This is a genomic window from Sphingobacterium sp. DR205, from assembly GCF_011064245.1.
Classification (GTDB): domain Bacteria; phylum Bacteroidota; class Bacteroidia; order Sphingobacteriales; family Sphingobacteriaceae; genus Sphingobacterium; species Sphingobacterium athyrii.
Window position 1 is genome coordinate 267,563 of record NZ_CP049333.1, and the last position, 16,703, is coordinate 284,265.

The 16,703-nt window shown below is 42.3% G+C and carries 11 protein-coding genes; 6 read left to right on the top strand and 5 right to left on the bottom strand.

The features are described from left to right. Positions 1–361: 361 nt before the first annotated feature. From G6053_RS01185 to G6053_RS01195, 3 genes are all read left to right on the top strand, one after another. The gene (locus G6053_RS01185) at positions 362–3,523 is read left to right on the top strand and encodes a SusC/RagA family TonB-linked outer membrane protein (protein WP_165305296.1); all 3,162 of its coding nucleotides are present in this window, start codon (positions 362–364) and stop codon (positions 3,521–3,523) included. Between the two features lie 65 nt (positions 3,524–3,588). Next, entirely contained in the window at positions 3,589–5,151 is a 1,563-nt protein-coding gene (locus G6053_RS01190) for a SusD/RagB family nutrient-binding outer membrane lipoprotein (RefSeq protein WP_165305297.1), read from the top strand. 124 nt (positions 5,152–5,275) lie between these two features. Then, positions 5,276–7,297 (top strand): glycoside hydrolase domain-containing protein, encoded by a 2,022-nt coding sequence (locus tag G6053_RS01195; RefSeq protein ID WP_165305298.1) that lies wholly within the window; start codon positions 5,276–5,278, stop codon positions 7,295–7,297. Here G6053_RS01195 and G6053_RS01200 read toward each other — a convergent pair. The 5 genes from G6053_RS01200 to G6053_RS01220 all read right to left on the bottom strand — a co-directional run bounded on the left by G6053_RS01200 (position 7,255) and on the right by G6053_RS01220 (position 14,268). After that, on the bottom strand, positions 7,255–7,425 hold the full coding sequence (locus tag G6053_RS01200) for a hypothetical protein (RefSeq protein ID WP_165305299.1): 171 nt from the start codon (positions 7,423–7,425) through the stop codon (positions 7,255–7,257). The genes G6053_RS01195 and G6053_RS01200 overlap by 43 nt on opposite strands. A 354-nt stretch (positions 7,426–7,779) precedes the next feature. Beyond that, positions 7,780–8,772, bottom strand: a complete 993-nt coding sequence (locus G6053_RS01205; protein WP_165305300.1) for a phosphodiester glycosidase family protein — start codon at positions 8,770–8,772, stop codon at positions 7,780–7,782. Positions 8,773–8,774: 2 nt separating this feature from the next. Beyond that, a complete protein-coding gene (locus tag G6053_RS01210) occupies positions 8,775–9,587 on the bottom strand; it encodes a DUF4397 domain-containing protein (protein ID WP_165305301.1) in 813 nt (270 codons plus the stop codon). Between the two features lie 19 nt (positions 9,588–9,606). Further along, positions 9,607–11,172 carry a SusD/RagB family nutrient-binding outer membrane lipoprotein gene (locus G6053_RS01215; RefSeq protein WP_165305302.1) on the bottom strand — a complete coding sequence of 522 codons (1,566 nt, stop codon included), beginning with the start codon at positions 11,170–11,172 and terminating at the stop codon, positions 9,607–9,609. A 12-nt stretch (positions 11,173–11,184) separates the two neighbouring features. Then, entirely contained in the window at positions 11,185–14,268 is a 3,084-nt protein-coding gene (locus tag G6053_RS01220) for a SusC/RagA family TonB-linked outer membrane protein (protein ID WP_165305303.1), read from the bottom strand. A gap of 663 nt (positions 14,269–14,931) precedes the next feature. Here G6053_RS01220 and G6053_RS01225 point away from each other — a divergent pair. From G6053_RS01225 to G6053_RS01235, 3 genes are all read left to right on the top strand, one after another. Next, positions 14,932–15,162, top strand: coding sequence for a hypothetical protein (locus tag G6053_RS01225; RefSeq protein WP_165305304.1), 231 nt, complete (start codon positions 14,932–14,934; stop codon positions 15,160–15,162). Positions 15,163–15,622: 460 nt separating this feature from the next. Further along, a complete protein-coding gene (locus G6053_RS01230; protein ID WP_165305305.1) occupies positions 15,623–16,123 on the top strand; it encodes a DinB family protein in 501 nt (166 codons plus the stop codon). 40 nt (positions 16,124–16,163) lie between these two features. Continuing rightward, complete coding sequence (locus G6053_RS01235; protein WP_165305306.1) at positions 16,164–16,631, top strand: DUF1579 family protein; 468 nt, start codon at positions 16,164–16,166, stop codon at positions 16,629–16,631. The last annotated feature ends 72 nt before the right edge of the window (positions 16,632–16,703 follow it).

Consider the following 16,703-nt stretch of genomic DNA (forward strand, 5'->3'; position numbering starts at 1 on the left):
CTGATTGGAAATGACCTTTTTTGTTGAGAAGGTCAATACAAAAATTACTACATATCTGAGCAGAAACAAAAGAGCATTTGCGATGTTATACACATAAATAACACATTATTTACCTTTTTGAATGATTGCCTATGAAAAAAGCACTACTAAAAAAATAACCAATTCAATTGCGTGAGCAAGTCAATGCGTGGATAAATAGTTTGGCTAAAAGGTTTTAAACTGTATAAAAATGACAATTAATATTTTGATGTATCGAAAATAATACATTTCTTTGTCTATAAAGCATTGCAACCGGTTGCAATATGAATGTAACCGACCTAAGAAAAATTATAAATCAAGATAATCTATCATTATTAAACTTATGTGGTATTCTGACAAAATCAAATTGGTGACAGCCTCCAAAAAGTGGATTATTCCACTCGTGGCTCTCGCAGCCAATTATACACAGCTGCATGCGGCTGTTAACCTATCTTTGGTAAAAAAGGAGCACAAAAATCTTGTGAACTTCCAGCAATCCATATCCGGAGTCATTAAGGATGCTGGTACAGGAAATCCAATCAGTGGTGTAACTGTTTCAGTTAAGGGAACGACACTGGTCACTCAAACTGACGCAAATGGACGGTATACCCTTGCCGCTAAACCAGGTCAGGTCCTTGTGGTCAGATTTATCGGTTATGAAAATCAGGAAATTACGGTGGGCGAAAGCAAGTCCCTGGATGTTCAGCTAGCGGCTTCTAGTACGGCTATCGGAGAAGTGGTCGTTACGGCGCTGGGCATTATGCGCGAGAAGAAATCTCTGGGTTATTCGACGACATCCGTTAAGGGCGATCAATTTACCACAGCCCGGGATCCCAATTTGGGGAATGCCCTGAGCGGTAAAGTGGCTGGTGTAAGTGTCGCGGGCAATGCCACCGGCCTCGGCGGTAGTAGCCGCGTAGTTATTCGGGGTAATGCGTCCATGACTGGTAACAATATGCCTTTGTACGTTGTGGATGGTATTCCGCTGGATAATCAGAATCAGGGATCGGCAGGACAATATGGTGGTATGGATATGGGCGATGGCCTCAATAGCATCAATGCGGATGATATTGAAAATATCCAGGTGTTGAAAGGTGCGGCCGCATCGGCACTATATGGCTATCGGGGTGGAAACGGGGTTATTATGATTACCACCAAATCCGGTAAAGGTGCACAAGGGTTAGGTATTGACTTCAACAACAATATGACAGTCAACACCATTTATGATTATCGTGATTTTCAGGATACCTATGGTCAGGGTGTACAAGGATCGAAACCAACAACTGCCGCTTCTGCGAACGATACCTATAATCAAAGCTGGGGTGCTAAAATGGACGGTAGCCAGGCGGTGAATAAATTTGGCAATAGCTATGTGTATTCGCCTGTGGACAATTGGAAAAATTTTTACCGCACAGGATTGAGCAATCAAACCTCACTAGCTGTCAGTGGCAGTGATGAAAAATCAAGCTTCCGACTTGGTTTGAATAATGGCTATGAAGGGTCTATTCTGCCCAATGCAAAATCAAACCAACGTGGGGCGAACCTAAATACGACTTATAAGATCACGCCAAAATTGCAGCTCGGTATCAATGCCAATTATATGTTTGAGTTTGTCGATAATCGGGCAAATCTTTCGGATGGAAATGGAAATACCAATGCCAGCTTGTTGTATCTAGCCAATGGTTACGATGTACGCTGGTTAGAGCCCGCAGTAGATGAGTTCGGCAAAGAATTGCAGCCTGGAAATAATGTTTATTTTAACAACCCTTACTTTTTACAATATCGCAAATTCAACAAGTCGACAAAAAAGAGATTGACTGGTGGGTTTAATCTGCGTTATGATATCACGGATTGGTTATATGTACAGGGAGCGGCTACGCGGGATGGTTTCAACCTAGCCTTCAAACAGGTACAGCCTAAAGGGGCCTCTGCGGATCCAAATGGTTACATTAATGAATATAACAAAGAGTTTGAAGAAACCAACTTTAACTATTTAATTGGTTTTAAGAAAAAAGTCAGTGACTTCTCCATTTCGGCAACGGTCGGCGGGAATAGCCAAAAAACGCGTAACCAAACTTGGGGGACAGATGGCGGGATACGCCCATTTATTGTGGATGGAGTATACAATACAGGAAATGTCGCCGCGGGTACCCGTACCTTCAAAAAACTGTATGATGAGTATCAGGTCAGGTCAATATACGGAACAGCAGATTTTGGCTATAAAGATTTCTTGTTCCTAAATCTTTCTGCCCGTAATGACTGGTATTCGACACTGAACCCGGAAAGTAATGGTTATCTCTATCCCTCTGCCAGCTTAAGTTATGTGTTTAGTGATCACTTAAAGCTTCCAGACTGGATCAATATGGGTAAATTGAGGTTGTCCCGGGCCTCTGCTTCGAATGGAACCAAAGCTTATCAAACGGCGCTTGCTTATAGAACATTATCCTATGAATTGCAAGGTCAACCCATCGGAACGATCAACAATGAGGTTGTCCCAAATGCAAACTTAAAACCGGTACGCATCAGTGAATGGGAAGCGGGTGTCAATCTTGAATTCTGGGGCAACAGAATGGGTATTGACCTTGCTGTCTATCAGAAAACAACTAAAGATGATATTGTGCGTGTAACGACAAGTACGGGCTCAGGATATTCCGTCGCTATTCAGAATATTGGAGAATTGCGCAACAAAGGGGTAGAAGCATTGATCTATGGTGATATTATCCGAGCGGATGATTTTAAATGGAAAGGCTCTGTCAATTTTGCATTCAATGATAGTAAAGTGCTTAGTTTGGGTAACCAAAAAAGCCTCACGTTTGAAGGTGGAGTATCTAGATCCGGAAATGCCTCTGTACAAAATATTGTCGGTCTTCCTTATGGTCAGATCGTGGGTTATAAATACAAAACTGATGCTTCAGGAAATCGAATATTTGACGATAAAGGTTTACCTGTACGTTCTGATGCCGTCGAGGTGCTCGGTAATGGTGTATATCGCTTTACCGGCGGTTTTAGAAATGATTTTACCTATAAAAACTTTAGCTTAGGCATGCTATTGGATTTCAAATTGGGCGCAAAAATCTTTTCGGGAACAAATTTAAACTTGTACGGATCAGGCTTACATAAAGCAACCTTAGAAGGTCGCGAAGGTAATATTGTGGGCAAAGGTGTTAATCTAAGCGGCTCGACAAATACGACAGCAGTTGATGCTCAAACCTATTGGAAGTATGTGGTAGATCAGTCTTTTACTGAAGAGTTTGTCTATGATGCCGGATTTGTCAAATTGCGGGAAATTTCTTTTGGTTATAGCTTGCCAAAAGATTTCTTGTCCAAAACGCCGTTCCGAGGAGCTTCAATTTCTTTGGTCGGTCGTAACCTATGGACCATTCACAAAAATACGCCAAATATAGATCCTGAATCTGCATACAACAACAGTAATGCTCAAGGACTGGAACTCAATGGCTATCCTATGACACGCAATGTGGGTTTTAATTTAAATCTGAAATTCTAAGGTCAAATAATGACTTAAAGATCGGAGGAAATATTAAAAACAGTAAAAGGTTAAGAAACATAAAAATGAAAAAGAAACTATTATATCTCGTCGCTGCGTTTGGATTCGGATTATCCGCATGTAGTGATTTTGGTGACCTAAATGTCGATCCTGAAGCGATAGGAAAAGACAATATGGATTATAAATTGATGTTTACCAATGTACAGCAATATGGCTATGGAACAGAGTACGAAGCTTGGCGGAATGGGCTGATCTATATCAGCACCATGCTCCAACATACGGCATCTGTCGAAAGTTATTGGAATGGAGACAAATATACCTATAGTGCGGGATACAACTCTGCATTCTGGGATCGGCTATATCCGAACGGTATACGTGATGTGACGGATCTGATGGAAAATTGGAAGGATAAACAAGAGTTTAACCCAGAATATCAGATGGCACGCATCATGCGCGTACTGCTATTTCACCGGCTTACAGATATGTACGGGGATGTACCTTATTCGGAGGCAGGTCTTGCCTATTATCAGGGAAAAGGCTATCCAGCCTACGACACCCAGCAATCCATATACCTGGATATGCTGAAAGAACTCAAAGAAGCTGCGACCAATCTGAATGGCAAGACATCGACCATTGGTAATGCTGATATCATCTACAAAGGGGATGTGATCAAATGGCAAAAATTTGCATATTCTTTGATGTTAAGATTGGGTATGCGTCTTTCTAAAGTAGATGCTGAAGTCGCTAAAACTTGGGTGAATACTGCCGTCGCTGGAGGTTTGTTTGCAAGCAATGACGAGAGTGCCCTTGTTTTGCATCCGGGTGCGGTAACCGCTAACAATAGCGCAGAGCCCTTTGGAAAGATTTATGTGCATGAAGACCCAAATGCCTACCGCATGAGTGAATCTTTTATCAACTTGCTGAAAAATACCTATGATCCACGATTACGTTTTCTCGCAACGGTGGTGACTGACCCAACGATTAAAGTAGACGACAGCCGGTTTTCAAGAGGGGATACCACAGCGAGTAAGCAGCTGGGCATGCCAAATGGTTATGATCAGACAACTAAAGGAGCTACATTCATCGAAAATTATCCACTTTACCCGGGCGCAATGAATAAATATTCTGTTGTAAACAGATATACTTACGCACGCCTGGATGCGCCGACGTTTTTGGTGACATATGCCGAGAACCAACTTTTATTAGCAGAAGCTGCTTTTAGGGGCTGGATCTCAGGTTCGGCCAAGAGCTATTACGACGCAGGCGTTACTGCAGCAATGAAACAATTTACGCAGTTTGGAATCGCAGGTATAGATGACGCGTCCATAGCACGGTACCTTACTCAAAATCCTTTCAGTGAGTCGAAAGCATTGGAGCAGATCAATACCCAGTACTATATCAATACGTTTTCGGATGAATATGAATCTTTTGCCAACTGGAGGAGATCGGGCTATCCGGTATTGAAACAAGTGAATTATATCGGGAATGCAACTAATGGGACTATTCCGAGACGCTTTACGTATCCTACGGAAGAATCTACAGTCAATGCAACGAATTATCAAAAAGCTGTAGCCAACCTCAACAATGGCGATCAGATGACATCCCGCGTGTGGTGGGACAAACAATAGTATACATTGGAAAAGGCCTGCTAAAATTTAGCAGGTTTTTTTTTACTTTAAATTCGGAACTTAATAGTAGCTTAATGTTGGATTAAATTTGGATAAATTACTTTGCAGCTAAAACATACTATAAATGAAAAAAATACTGCTGTTTTTACTACTCTGTTATGCAGCAACTGCCAGCGCACAGACCGATCGTGTGAATGTCTTCTTGGGCTCCTCCGGAGACCACGGTCAGCTTTCACCAGCGGCTTCTTCTCCTTTTCACCAACTGAGTATAGTGCCCTATACCAATCCTACAACGCATACAGGATACGAGTATCTGGCCAAGGAAATTAAAGGCCTTACCCATAACCGCCTGGAAGGAGTGGGCTGTATGGGGAGCGGAGGACTGATCCTGATTAGGCCCTTTTTAGAAACTCACAACAAGGTTTTGAATAAAGTTGATGAGCAGGCAAGTCCGGGTTATTATGCGGTGAATACAGCAGAAGGCATTCGGGTTGAAGTGGCTGTGGACGAAGACTTCGGTAAGGAGCAATTTGCCTTTCCAGTCGGAAAAAAAGGTTTTTTTATCGATCTTGGGCATGCTTTCAATGGGGCTTTTGTCGATAATGAATTCACCGAGACAGGTAACCTCCTTTTGGGTAAAGTGCGTGCCAAAACCACCTGTCATGTTGGTATCTATACCATTTATTATGCACTGGAAATTCCTAAAGCCAGTAGATGGCGAAAAGAAGGAAATAAGATATGGGTAGACCTGAAAGAGGAGACTAAGATAGCGAACATTAATATCGCTTTTTCTGCTGTTAGCCAAAATGACGCAAAAAAGAAAGTGACTGAATATGCTAAGTTAGATTTTGAGACCGTAAAGAAACGTGCCGCTGATCGCTGGAAAAGTTCCCTTTCAGTGCTGCAAGTAAAGGGCGATTCGGATAAAGTAAATCTGTTCTATTCCTTGCTATATCGCAGCTTGCAATCACCCTATGTTATCAGCAATGAGCAAGGCGATTTTCGGGGAACAGACGGAAAAATACATCATTCCAAAGAAACACGTTATCACGGTTGGGCCATCTGGGACAATTATAAAACACAATTGCCGCTTCTGGAATTGCTAGATCCCAAAATGTACCAAGGTGTCGTCTCCTCGATTGCAGACTTGTACCGCTATGGCAAATTTGATTTTGCGGGACCATATGAACCGGCTAATTCAGTCCGGACGGAGCATGCTGCTGTCGTCCTGCTGGATGCGGTCAGAAAAGGGTATCAGGTCGATCTTCGTGGCATCAAAGACTCCTTGGTACGTGATACCACGCGCTTTGATTTTAAGAAACCGGATAAATACCTTGAAGCATGTTATGATATGTGGGCAATGGCCAAACTTTTTCCAAAGGACAGCAAAATCTATCTGGAGCGGGCAAGATCATATCAAACAATTTGGAATAAAGATTTTAAAGATTTGACCAAACGGGATGTCGATCGTATGTCAGCGCGTGATATGTATCAGGGTACAATCAGACAATATCGCTGGAATGTGCCCTTCGATGTCGCTGGATTAAAGCAGCTCGCTGGTGGCGAAGAAGAGTTTGTAAAGCAGTTGGATGAATTTTATGATGGGTATTATTTCAATAGAGCGAATGAGCCGGATATGCAATCGCTGACCTTGTATAATGCAAGTAAGACACCTTGGCGTTATCAGGAATGGGTACATCGGATAGCGTTGGATACCACCATACAATATTATTTCAATGACAATAGCCGCGGCATCGGAGCACATATCGATCGTATCTATAAAAATGAACCAAAAGCGTTTATACGGACGATGGATGATGACGCTGGTGCGATGTCAAGTTGGTGGGTGCTTTCCGCCATTGGACTGCAGCAACCCTTGATAGGTGAGCCTATTTTCTATATTAGTGTGCCTTTTTTCGATCAGATTACTTTACAAAACGGTATAAACCCGCTTGTCATTGAGGTGCCGAATGCAAGTGACAAAAGGCGTTATATCAAATCAATCCAACTGAACGGTAAGGATTTGGGGCGTTTATGGATAACACACGATGAACTCAGAAAAGGTGGGACAATCCGTATTGAATCTACGGAAAAACCTACAGATTATGGCATTGCTAATAACTGGATAAGTAATATCAACGAATAGTTGCTCTCAATGTTCTTTACTGTTTTTACTGATGCTTTTATGTATTTCTGCTGTAATCCAGTAATCTCGGCAGCCGATAGCGTACGCATATCTGCCATTGTGTTTTTGATAAGAAGTTGATTTGCCATAATGTTTTTGTTTTTAAATCATAACAAACATAGAGTTTATGAAAGGCGGCCCCGGCTGTTGGTAGTAAATTTTGATGTCTACATCACTTACTTTATTATTAAATGGAGTATCTACAAGATTTCCTGCGAAGACGATACAGTTTTGGGTAGAGATATAGTAATTATTTCAAAAAACAACCCATTCAGCATTGAAGCGAGGGGAGCGGAAACTATAAACCTGGATTCTATGAGAGTATCATTGAATTTTTATAGTCAGTGATGAGTTTTAAAAAGAGGCTGTCTTTTTGGACAGCCCCTTTTGCATTTTCAAAATATACGTTCAATAATCGATCGGGTAATGATTTTAATATTACTTTATCGCTTCACAAACCCAATCCCGCTAATACTTGCTGCCCCCCCTACTGTAAGAGGCTTAGTGACGGTATTCCAGACGATTGGATTTAAATTGTCCGTTGTGAAGGTCTTTTGTACCATTACGCTGGTAGTGCCGCTATTCAGAACAAACCCGTCGTAAACGTCTAAAGCAGCCATTAAGGTAGCAACATCATTACTGGTGATGCCTACCGAAAAGTTAATATTACCCCCATCAACGACCAAGGCATATAGCGTTTTTTTATTGGATGATAATCCGATGGCCGTAGTGGCCTGCACGACTTCAGAAGTAGATATAACGCTATGGCCTCGGTAACGAACCCACTCGGTGCCGGAGACCAGCCCGCCAAATTGATTCAGATCATAAGGCTCAAAAGCAAACTTGGTGGTATCGACACAATTGCCAATATATGCTGTGCCGTCTTTCCGGATCGCGAAAAATGGCCTTGTCTTTTCCTTGGTTTTGATATTGGTGGTCGATACGTTGATCTGCCGACCATTTTTAATGTACGAATAGGCAGTGGATAGTGCCCCGTTTATCGCAGCCAAAATCTCCCCGCCAGATCGCTTTTCATTATATTTTGCCATGTCTCCAATCGGCTGACTGACATATAAGTAATCATCAAATGCGCTCATGATCGTGGGGAATGCCGCATTGATGGAAAGGTCTGCTTTTAGCAGTTGCACGCTCACAGGCTGGTCAAGCTTATTCAGATAACGGATATGGGTTCTGACAAGACCCGTGGTTAGCGCGACGGAAGAATCTACTTGGAACTTTTTGATCAGATCAGTGCGATCCATAATGGTCTTGGTGACTGGCTCGATTTCCTTGTCATCAGGAATAGAATCTGTCGGCATAGTTTCTATCACTTCATCATCAAATGAGGGATAGTCATCTCTTTGCTTACAGGAGTAAAGTATACTGATGCATACGAGGCAAAGCATAGCAGGATTTAAAAATGATTTTCTTTTCATATCTATCGGACTAAGAAAAATGAAACATAAGGCTTCATAATGGTGCTGGTAAATCCATCATAGCCAAGGGCATAAACAACGTACGATCTGCGATCTAGGATGGCGCCGCCATTGCTATAGGATGCGATTACCGTACCATTTGTCACTGGGGATCCTGCTTTGCGGATCTTCCAGGTACGGGTAGCAATGCGGTTCAGTTGGAAGTAAGGACTTGTCTCCAGATACTTAACGTCTTTGGCTACCAAAGAGTCTTGCATCGCGATAGCGTCCGCACTTCCGGTAGCTGGCGCACCATAGTAGAGGTCAATCGATGGGACGTTGGGCATCAGGTTGGTAAATCTATACTTTGCCTGTGTACTGTCGGGGCGCGACAGATCCTCTTCATTTAGGATCATCTTTGTATTTTGCGCCGTATCGGTAATATGGATAGTATAGCGTTTGCCGGCAGCCAGGTTGACGGACGATTCGGCTAAAACAAGTGAATCGCGCCCATCATCAGTCTTATGCGGAAGCGACACTTGGACCTTCACATTGCCTGCTTTCCATTTTAAAAAATCCGGACGCGAGTCTCCCCGTGTATTGTAGCCACCTCCGGGAAACGGCTCACGCCCGCGGATGAGCGATGTCACACGTTGCCCGTCAAATTTGATATACATATAGCGGTCGTCGGGGTAGATAGATGCCATATTGATCTTCACAATGACATCATCAGCACCGAGGAAATCTACTTTTCCAAAGTCTTGTATCGATTTCTCACAGGAATATAGGCCAAAGGTGGCTAAAGCAAGAAACACTATTTTTTTGAAATTGTTCATAATTTTTCCAGTTAGTAGGTTAATAGGCCGAGTTAACAAACCAGGTCGGTTTAATGATATATTCGGGATCCAGTGCGCCCCACCGCTCAAGCTCTGAAGCATTCCATGCATATTCCGAATTATAACGTGGCCTCACACGATAACAATAATCATTGTAGGTGAGCTGGCTGCCGGACAAGGGAATAAACTGCTTAAATATTTCCGTGTTATAATGGTACTTTCTTAAGTCACACCATTGTTCAAGACCTCCCCAGCCCCATTGGACAATATACTTTTGACCCATGATATCGGCTAAGGTCAATTCAGATGCTGTCAGTGGTATTTCACCCCCCTCTATATAACTTGCGACTTCGGCCGAAGTGATTGGTTTTTCGTTTGTCGTATTGATGTACTTATTCACGAAATTCATGTGTGCATAAATTCCCTTGATATAAGCGTCATAGGCCTTAGCCTGGTCGCCTTTGATAAACATTGCCTCGGCTTTGACCAATTGCAGCTGCGCATAGGTCATCAACGGAAAATCCGCGGCATCTCTAAAGATAAATTTCCCTTGTCCACTACTGATGTCCCCAAGGATGTTGGGCACCGTTGTGTTTGATACATTAGGCTCGCCACCGATATAGATGCTGTCAACAGGATTGTTGATCATTAGCATGCGCGAAAGCCTCGGGTCAGTTGATATTTTTGGATTTTCAATCGGTTCGCCACGCAACCCTCCGGTTAGGTAGCGCACGATCGGTTTGCCGGCTCTGTTATAATAGGATGTGGTGTAAAGGCCGAATTTTGAACTCACTACATTGGCCGTTTCAGATTTATCGCCATCAAATTTGACACCGGCGTCATCGGAGGGTGAATCAAAGGAACGGTCTACAAAATAGGCAATGGAATCGGCATACTTTTCTTTAAAATCAGGTTTGTTGACCAAGTGGATATATTGAAGTGCTCGTATACCATAGACAAACTTTCGCCAACGGTCCATATTGCCCCGAAATAGATTGTCACCCTTTTTCGAATTCAAGTTTGCGCTGTAATCAACAGGGCTCTTTTGATCCAGGTAATAGAGTGCCGAATCGCACCATACGCGGACTTTAGCGTACACATCCGGTTGGTCATTGTATTTGAACGATAACTGCTGTGTCCGCAAAGCTTCATCGAGAATAATTGGACCGTGATAATCAGTCAGCATCTGATAGCCCCAGGCCTTGACTGCGTACCCGATCGCCGCGTATTCATATTTTTTGTTGGTAATGGCATCATTGATCATCAACTGTAGGTTGAGCCCGTGATCAAAATAGACCATGCGCCACATGACGCCACCGACATCACTTTGCTGCGGAAATCCATGGCGCTCCCAAATCAGCGAGGCCTCTACGGTGCTTGCCCCCAAAATCGTTTGATTGAACTTATTCATCTGTCGCTGGTCATTGGCATAGCCATTGGCCATTTGATAGATGATCGGCGCTAAAAGCAATTCGGCTTTGACGAGCTGCGGATTGGATGGATTCTCATTGATATCCAGGTATTTTTTACAGCTGCTCAGTCCGATAAGTACCGTAAAAATTAATGTATAAATTGTTGCCTTCATAATGTATTCCTCCTAAAATCTCAAGTTAAATCCAAAATTGAACCCCCGCGGTTTGGCCATATTGCCGTAATCGATACCATATCCTCCGATCCCCCCAAGTCCGGCAGTATTGCTATTGCTCTCTGGGTCTAATCCGGTATAGTTGGTGAAAAGGAAGACATCGGTAGCGGTAAAAAACACACTTAGTGCAGATTGTGATGAGATGCGCTGTGTAAGATGTTTGGGTAAGGTGTAGCGAAGTGTAATGTCTCTGAGCCTAAAAGCATAGATGTTTTTCTCAATAAACATCTGTGGTTCTATATTGGTCATATAGTAGGTCGATGCCGAATAAGGTGTTACCGCTATGCGGTTGACCGTTGGACTGGCCGTGTTTTCAAGTCCATCCTCCAGTACGCCTTCAATTACCCGAGGATCTTCTCGATTCAATGTTTTTACAGATTGTCCGTAAGTGTAAAGTCTATAATCCAGTCCATTAAGTACATCGCCTCCTTTCCGGAGATCCCATAAGAAGGTGAGGTAAAAATTTTTGTAATTGAACTTATTGACAATGCCAAGTGTGTAATCCGGGATACGGTCCCCTATGGGATAATATTTATCTGTACCCGCGATAGGTAGTCCCGTTTGTGGATTGATTAATATGTCACCGCGTTCATTTCTTTTAAACCGTGTGCCTGACAGCGTACCAATGCTGTAGCCCGGCATCACCGAAGACCGTACACCGCTCAGTACCCAGGTGTCCGAATCATATAATTCAGGTAATTCTTCGGCCAGCGAAAGTACCTTTCCTTTATATTGGGTAAAGTTGAAGGTCATATCCCAGCTGAAGTCGGTTTTCTTAATGGGGTTGACGTTGACTTGCAACTCGGTACCATAGGTTTTGACTTCACCACCATTCATCATCCGCAACACAAAGCCGGAGCCATAGCTCAACCGTGGCAGGATGATCTGCCCGGTGCTCAATCGGTTAAAATAACTGAAGTCAAATGTAAGCCTGCGTTTGAATAGCCCAAATTCGAATCCTGTTTCAAAGTCTCTGGTTTTTTCAGCTTTTAAATTGGGGTTGCCACCATTGACACCATAGGCGAAGCCACCGCCGGTCGAAAGTTTTGGCTCTAAATTAGATAAGGTATAATAGCTTTTGAATGGCGCTTTGCCCGTGGTCCCGACAGAAATCCGGTACTTTCCGTCATTGAGCCAGGTGAGTTTGTTTTTAAAAAAAGCCAGGTCTGAAAAGTTAAAAGCTAACGAAGCTGATGGATAACCAAAATAAGGATTATTAGGCATCATACGGGAGGCAGCATCCAGTCGGCCAGTTAAGTTCAGGTAGAGCAGATTGTCCAGGTAGCCAAATCCTGCCTGGGCAAGGAAGCCGACCGTCCGAAAGTTATTGGCAATGGTTTTGGCAAGCTGTGTACTTGGGGAAGTATTGTTGATGCTGTAAAAGTCAGGATCGTAAAAGTCCTCACCATATTGTGAGTTGGTCAGTGTATTGTAATCTTTAAATTCGGTCCCTAAGTTTGCCCGAAAGCTGATGTTCCTGCCGATTTTTGTGTTGGCAGTAGCCATAAATGAACCTGACAGCACACGTCCATTGACCTGATACACATTCATGGATCCGTTGCGCACATCGGTGGAGGATCCCGAGCCGGAGTAGGATTGTGGATGGTATACGCTTTGGCCCAACGTGTTAGAAAAATCTATACCGATGATGCCGTTCAGGCTTAGCCAGTTGGTGGCCCGATAAGTAATGTTGGAGGTCCCCAGGATACGGTTGACATCGTCATTGGCGGTATTGCGATAGACGTCCCAGAATGGATTGTCCAGCTCATTGTAAATATCCGAACTGTGCAGGACACGGTTTCCCTTTTCATCGATCCAGTCCCGGACATCATAAAGAGGGTTGAAGCGCATCAAGGTGATTAAATAGCCCGTATTACCTTTTCTTGCTTTATCGTTTTGTGTGTTGATGAAGTTAAAGGATGTGTTAAACTCAAGTTTATCATTAAATTTAGCTGTTCCGTTTAAGCGGGTTGAAAACCGCTTATAACTAGTATTAGGGACAATGCCACTGTTGTTGCTATATTCATTTGACCAGCGGTAGGTCACTTTTTCGGAGCCTCCTTCGAAAGAAAGGTTGTGCTTTTGGTTATAGCCTGTGCGGAAAAAGTTGTTGACATTATCTTTATAGAGCGTAACACCCTCAGCATACCTCGGCCCCATGGAATAAACTGAATTGGCGGCATATATGCCATTGGTGCCTTGGGCATATACATATTGTCGTTCAGGATATTTATTGACCGTTTCTACCCTTCCTGAAAGTGAATAGTTGACAGTAAACCGACCGGCTTTACCTTTCTTTGTCGTGATCAGGATGGCACCTCCAGCACCTTGGCTTCCGAATTGAGCTGTAGCTTCGGGGCCTTTTAAAATGGTATAAGTCTCGATATCGTCGGGGTTAATATCCATTGCTCTATTGGAATAATCCAAGTCTCTATTGGCTCCATTGCTGGCGAGGTCATTTTCGTTCAGGGTAGAGTTGTTAATGGGGACTCCGTCTACGACTATAAGCGCATTGTTGTCGCCAGAGATGGATGCAAACCCACGGAGTACGATCTGCGCTGATGCGCCGGGCATACCACTGGTACTGTTGATCGACAGTCCGGGGACACGGCCTTGAAGACCTTGAAAGAAAGATTCCCGTTGGGTTTCGGAGACATCTGATCCGGCGACGATAGGGGTAGAGTACCCTAGTGTTTTTCGATCACGCTTGACACCAAAGGCGGTTACTACTACTTCGTCCAATGATGAACTATTTTCGGATAGTGTGATGTTAACGACCGCCTGTCCTAGGATGGTTTTTTCGATTTGTCGGTAGCCGACATGTCTAAAAATTAACGTGGCATCTTCCTGTACGGTAATTTTGTACATACCGCTATTGTTGGTGATGGATTGGGTGTTTTTGCCTTTTTCTAAAACTGTAACACCTCCCAAGGCGGATCCATCTGTCATAGTGACCTTACCGGTAACGATTTTTTGGGCCAGGGCGACTCCATACGTACTCAGCAAGCTCACTAGTATGAGCATACTTCTTTTCATAATAAAAAATGTGTTTGATTAGCTTCTCTTTAATTTAGGTTTTGCCAATGCACCTAGTGCTTGTACAACATGAAAATTTTGCTATTTCATCTAGAAATTTATAGCGGTTAAAAAATCGGTTTATATATGTTTCATATCAAATATAGCATAAAAATGCAATATTTAAAATAATTTAAGCTTTTTTTGTGAGTTAAAGACATAATTTGTTGAACAAAAACGCATGAATATGCTTTTTTGGTCGATCTGTTGGGTGGCTGAGCATGAGAATAGGGGAGGAAATAGGAAAGGCGATAGCGGGAAATCTTTCTTTATTTAATTTTTGTGAGGCGTCGGTCATCACCGCAGAAGTAGTCGAAGGTATGGCTAGGTATGTTTTTTAAGGTGCGCAATACTAAACTACTATTCTTTTTCTGTCAAAGCTTTCTTGTCAATTTTACTTGGATATTGTACAAAAGCGACTTGAATGTTAACCGAAAAAATTTTTACTGATATAGAAAACTGTATCTTTATGACGAGATGATAAAACGGGAGATGGATAAGGATACGAGACAAGGGCTATATGATTATCATTGATTTAATTTTTTTAATAGGAAATGATGCTGTTATGAGCTAAGCTCATAACGGTTTCTTACTTATTATGTAGGTTTTGAAAATGAGGAAGTTATGAGTATATTTAAGGAAGAAATAAAAACAAAAATAGGAAGGAGCGATACAATGGGCACTCAAGAATATTTATTAGATAAGGCTGAAAAAAAGGGGATTCAGACTGGCATTGAAAAAGGCAAGCGCGAAGAAGCCATTGCAATAGCATTGGAGTTTAAGAAAATGGGTTTATCTATAGTTGATATTGCTAAAGGAACAGGTATTTCTATCGAGGAGATCGAAAAACTGTAATCTAGCATTTTAAAGTTTATAAATAATGTTGAAGCCATTTCCGCAAGGGAATGGTTTTTCTAATTTATAAAGCTTACCAAGCTTCGCTCGCGGTTGGCCAAAGTTATAATTATGTCTATAGCTTTTTTAAATTTCACTTGTATTATAGATATGATTACAACTATTTTGCCTGCCAAAATTTTTAGTTGTATGCATTCACTGGCCGCAGCAAAAGAGATCTGCCCCAGTATGGTCAAAGTTGGATGGACTCTGGAATACTTTTCGGCGTTCGGAATAATTTCAGAGAGGCTTGTCAATTTGGCTGGCGGAAATATCTAATTCGTAGAACTTTAAGTTAGAATATTTGCTATATTTAATAGAAGAAATAACCAATCTTTCTCGGGAAATGTCCTTCTTCTTGAAAGCATAGTAGAATTCATCCTAATTTGTAAGTTTTATTGATTTAAAAAATAAGAATGCCGTGAGTTTAAGTACATCAATGACAAACAGCGTTGAATACAACATTTGGGTTGCGGAGCAATTGGTCGCTTGGCTGAAAACCTACCCCCAAGAATTGTTACAAAAGGAATGTCTATCCAGTTTTAGTAGCATTGCAAAAACACTGAAACATATTAGTGATACTCAATTATACTGGTCCTCGATGATCCGCGAAACGCCAGTGCCAAGTTTTGAATACATCGCCACAACAGTGGATATTGAAAACGAAATGGCCAACTTGGTCAATGAGGCAAAGCTTTTGGCAGCTTATGTAAAAGAAAATATCGAAGCGATGAGCGAACCCTATCTAATAGAATCCCAATGGTTTTCGTCAAACTTTCCTAAGTATGAGTACCTCCAGCATTTATTAATCCACACAACCTATCATCGCGGGCAAATAGTTACTATTGGGCACAATGTGGGCGTTTTAAAAGCACCGATGTTGGATTATAATTTTTGGAATGTGATGCGGCAGCAAAAATAGCGATACTCCGGAGCTTATTTGGAGATTAACGGAAATAACGATGAAGCTAAAAGACGTAAAAAATAAATACATTGGGCTTTGGAAAGGCAACCATCGGTTGATCCTAAGTTGGTTGCCCGATCCTAACTTTGATTCGATATCAAACTTAGCTATAAAAGCCGTTGCTAATAACAAATTTCTGATATTTACTTATGATTGGCATCATGAGGGAGTTGCGCAGGAAGGGATACTATTAGTGGGTAACAACAATGAACAATCCGAAGTTACAGCATCATGGATTGATTCATGGGGCATGGGTGGAAAGATCATGAACTGCTATGGTACAATGAATGAGGGGGGAGATATTTCCTTAAGGGGTTCTTATGAAGTGCACGATAATCCCGATTGGGGTTGGCGCATTGACATTCCATTACCTACCGATAATAGCCTTCAGATAAAAATGTACAATGTCTCGCCAGATGGTGAAGAATTCTTAGCCGTTGATGCAAGTTATACGTCTATGGACTAGGTAATCAAACTAAGGCTGCCAAAATGCAAAAGATGTCGCGCTAAAATTCAACATAAATACTAAATACAGTAA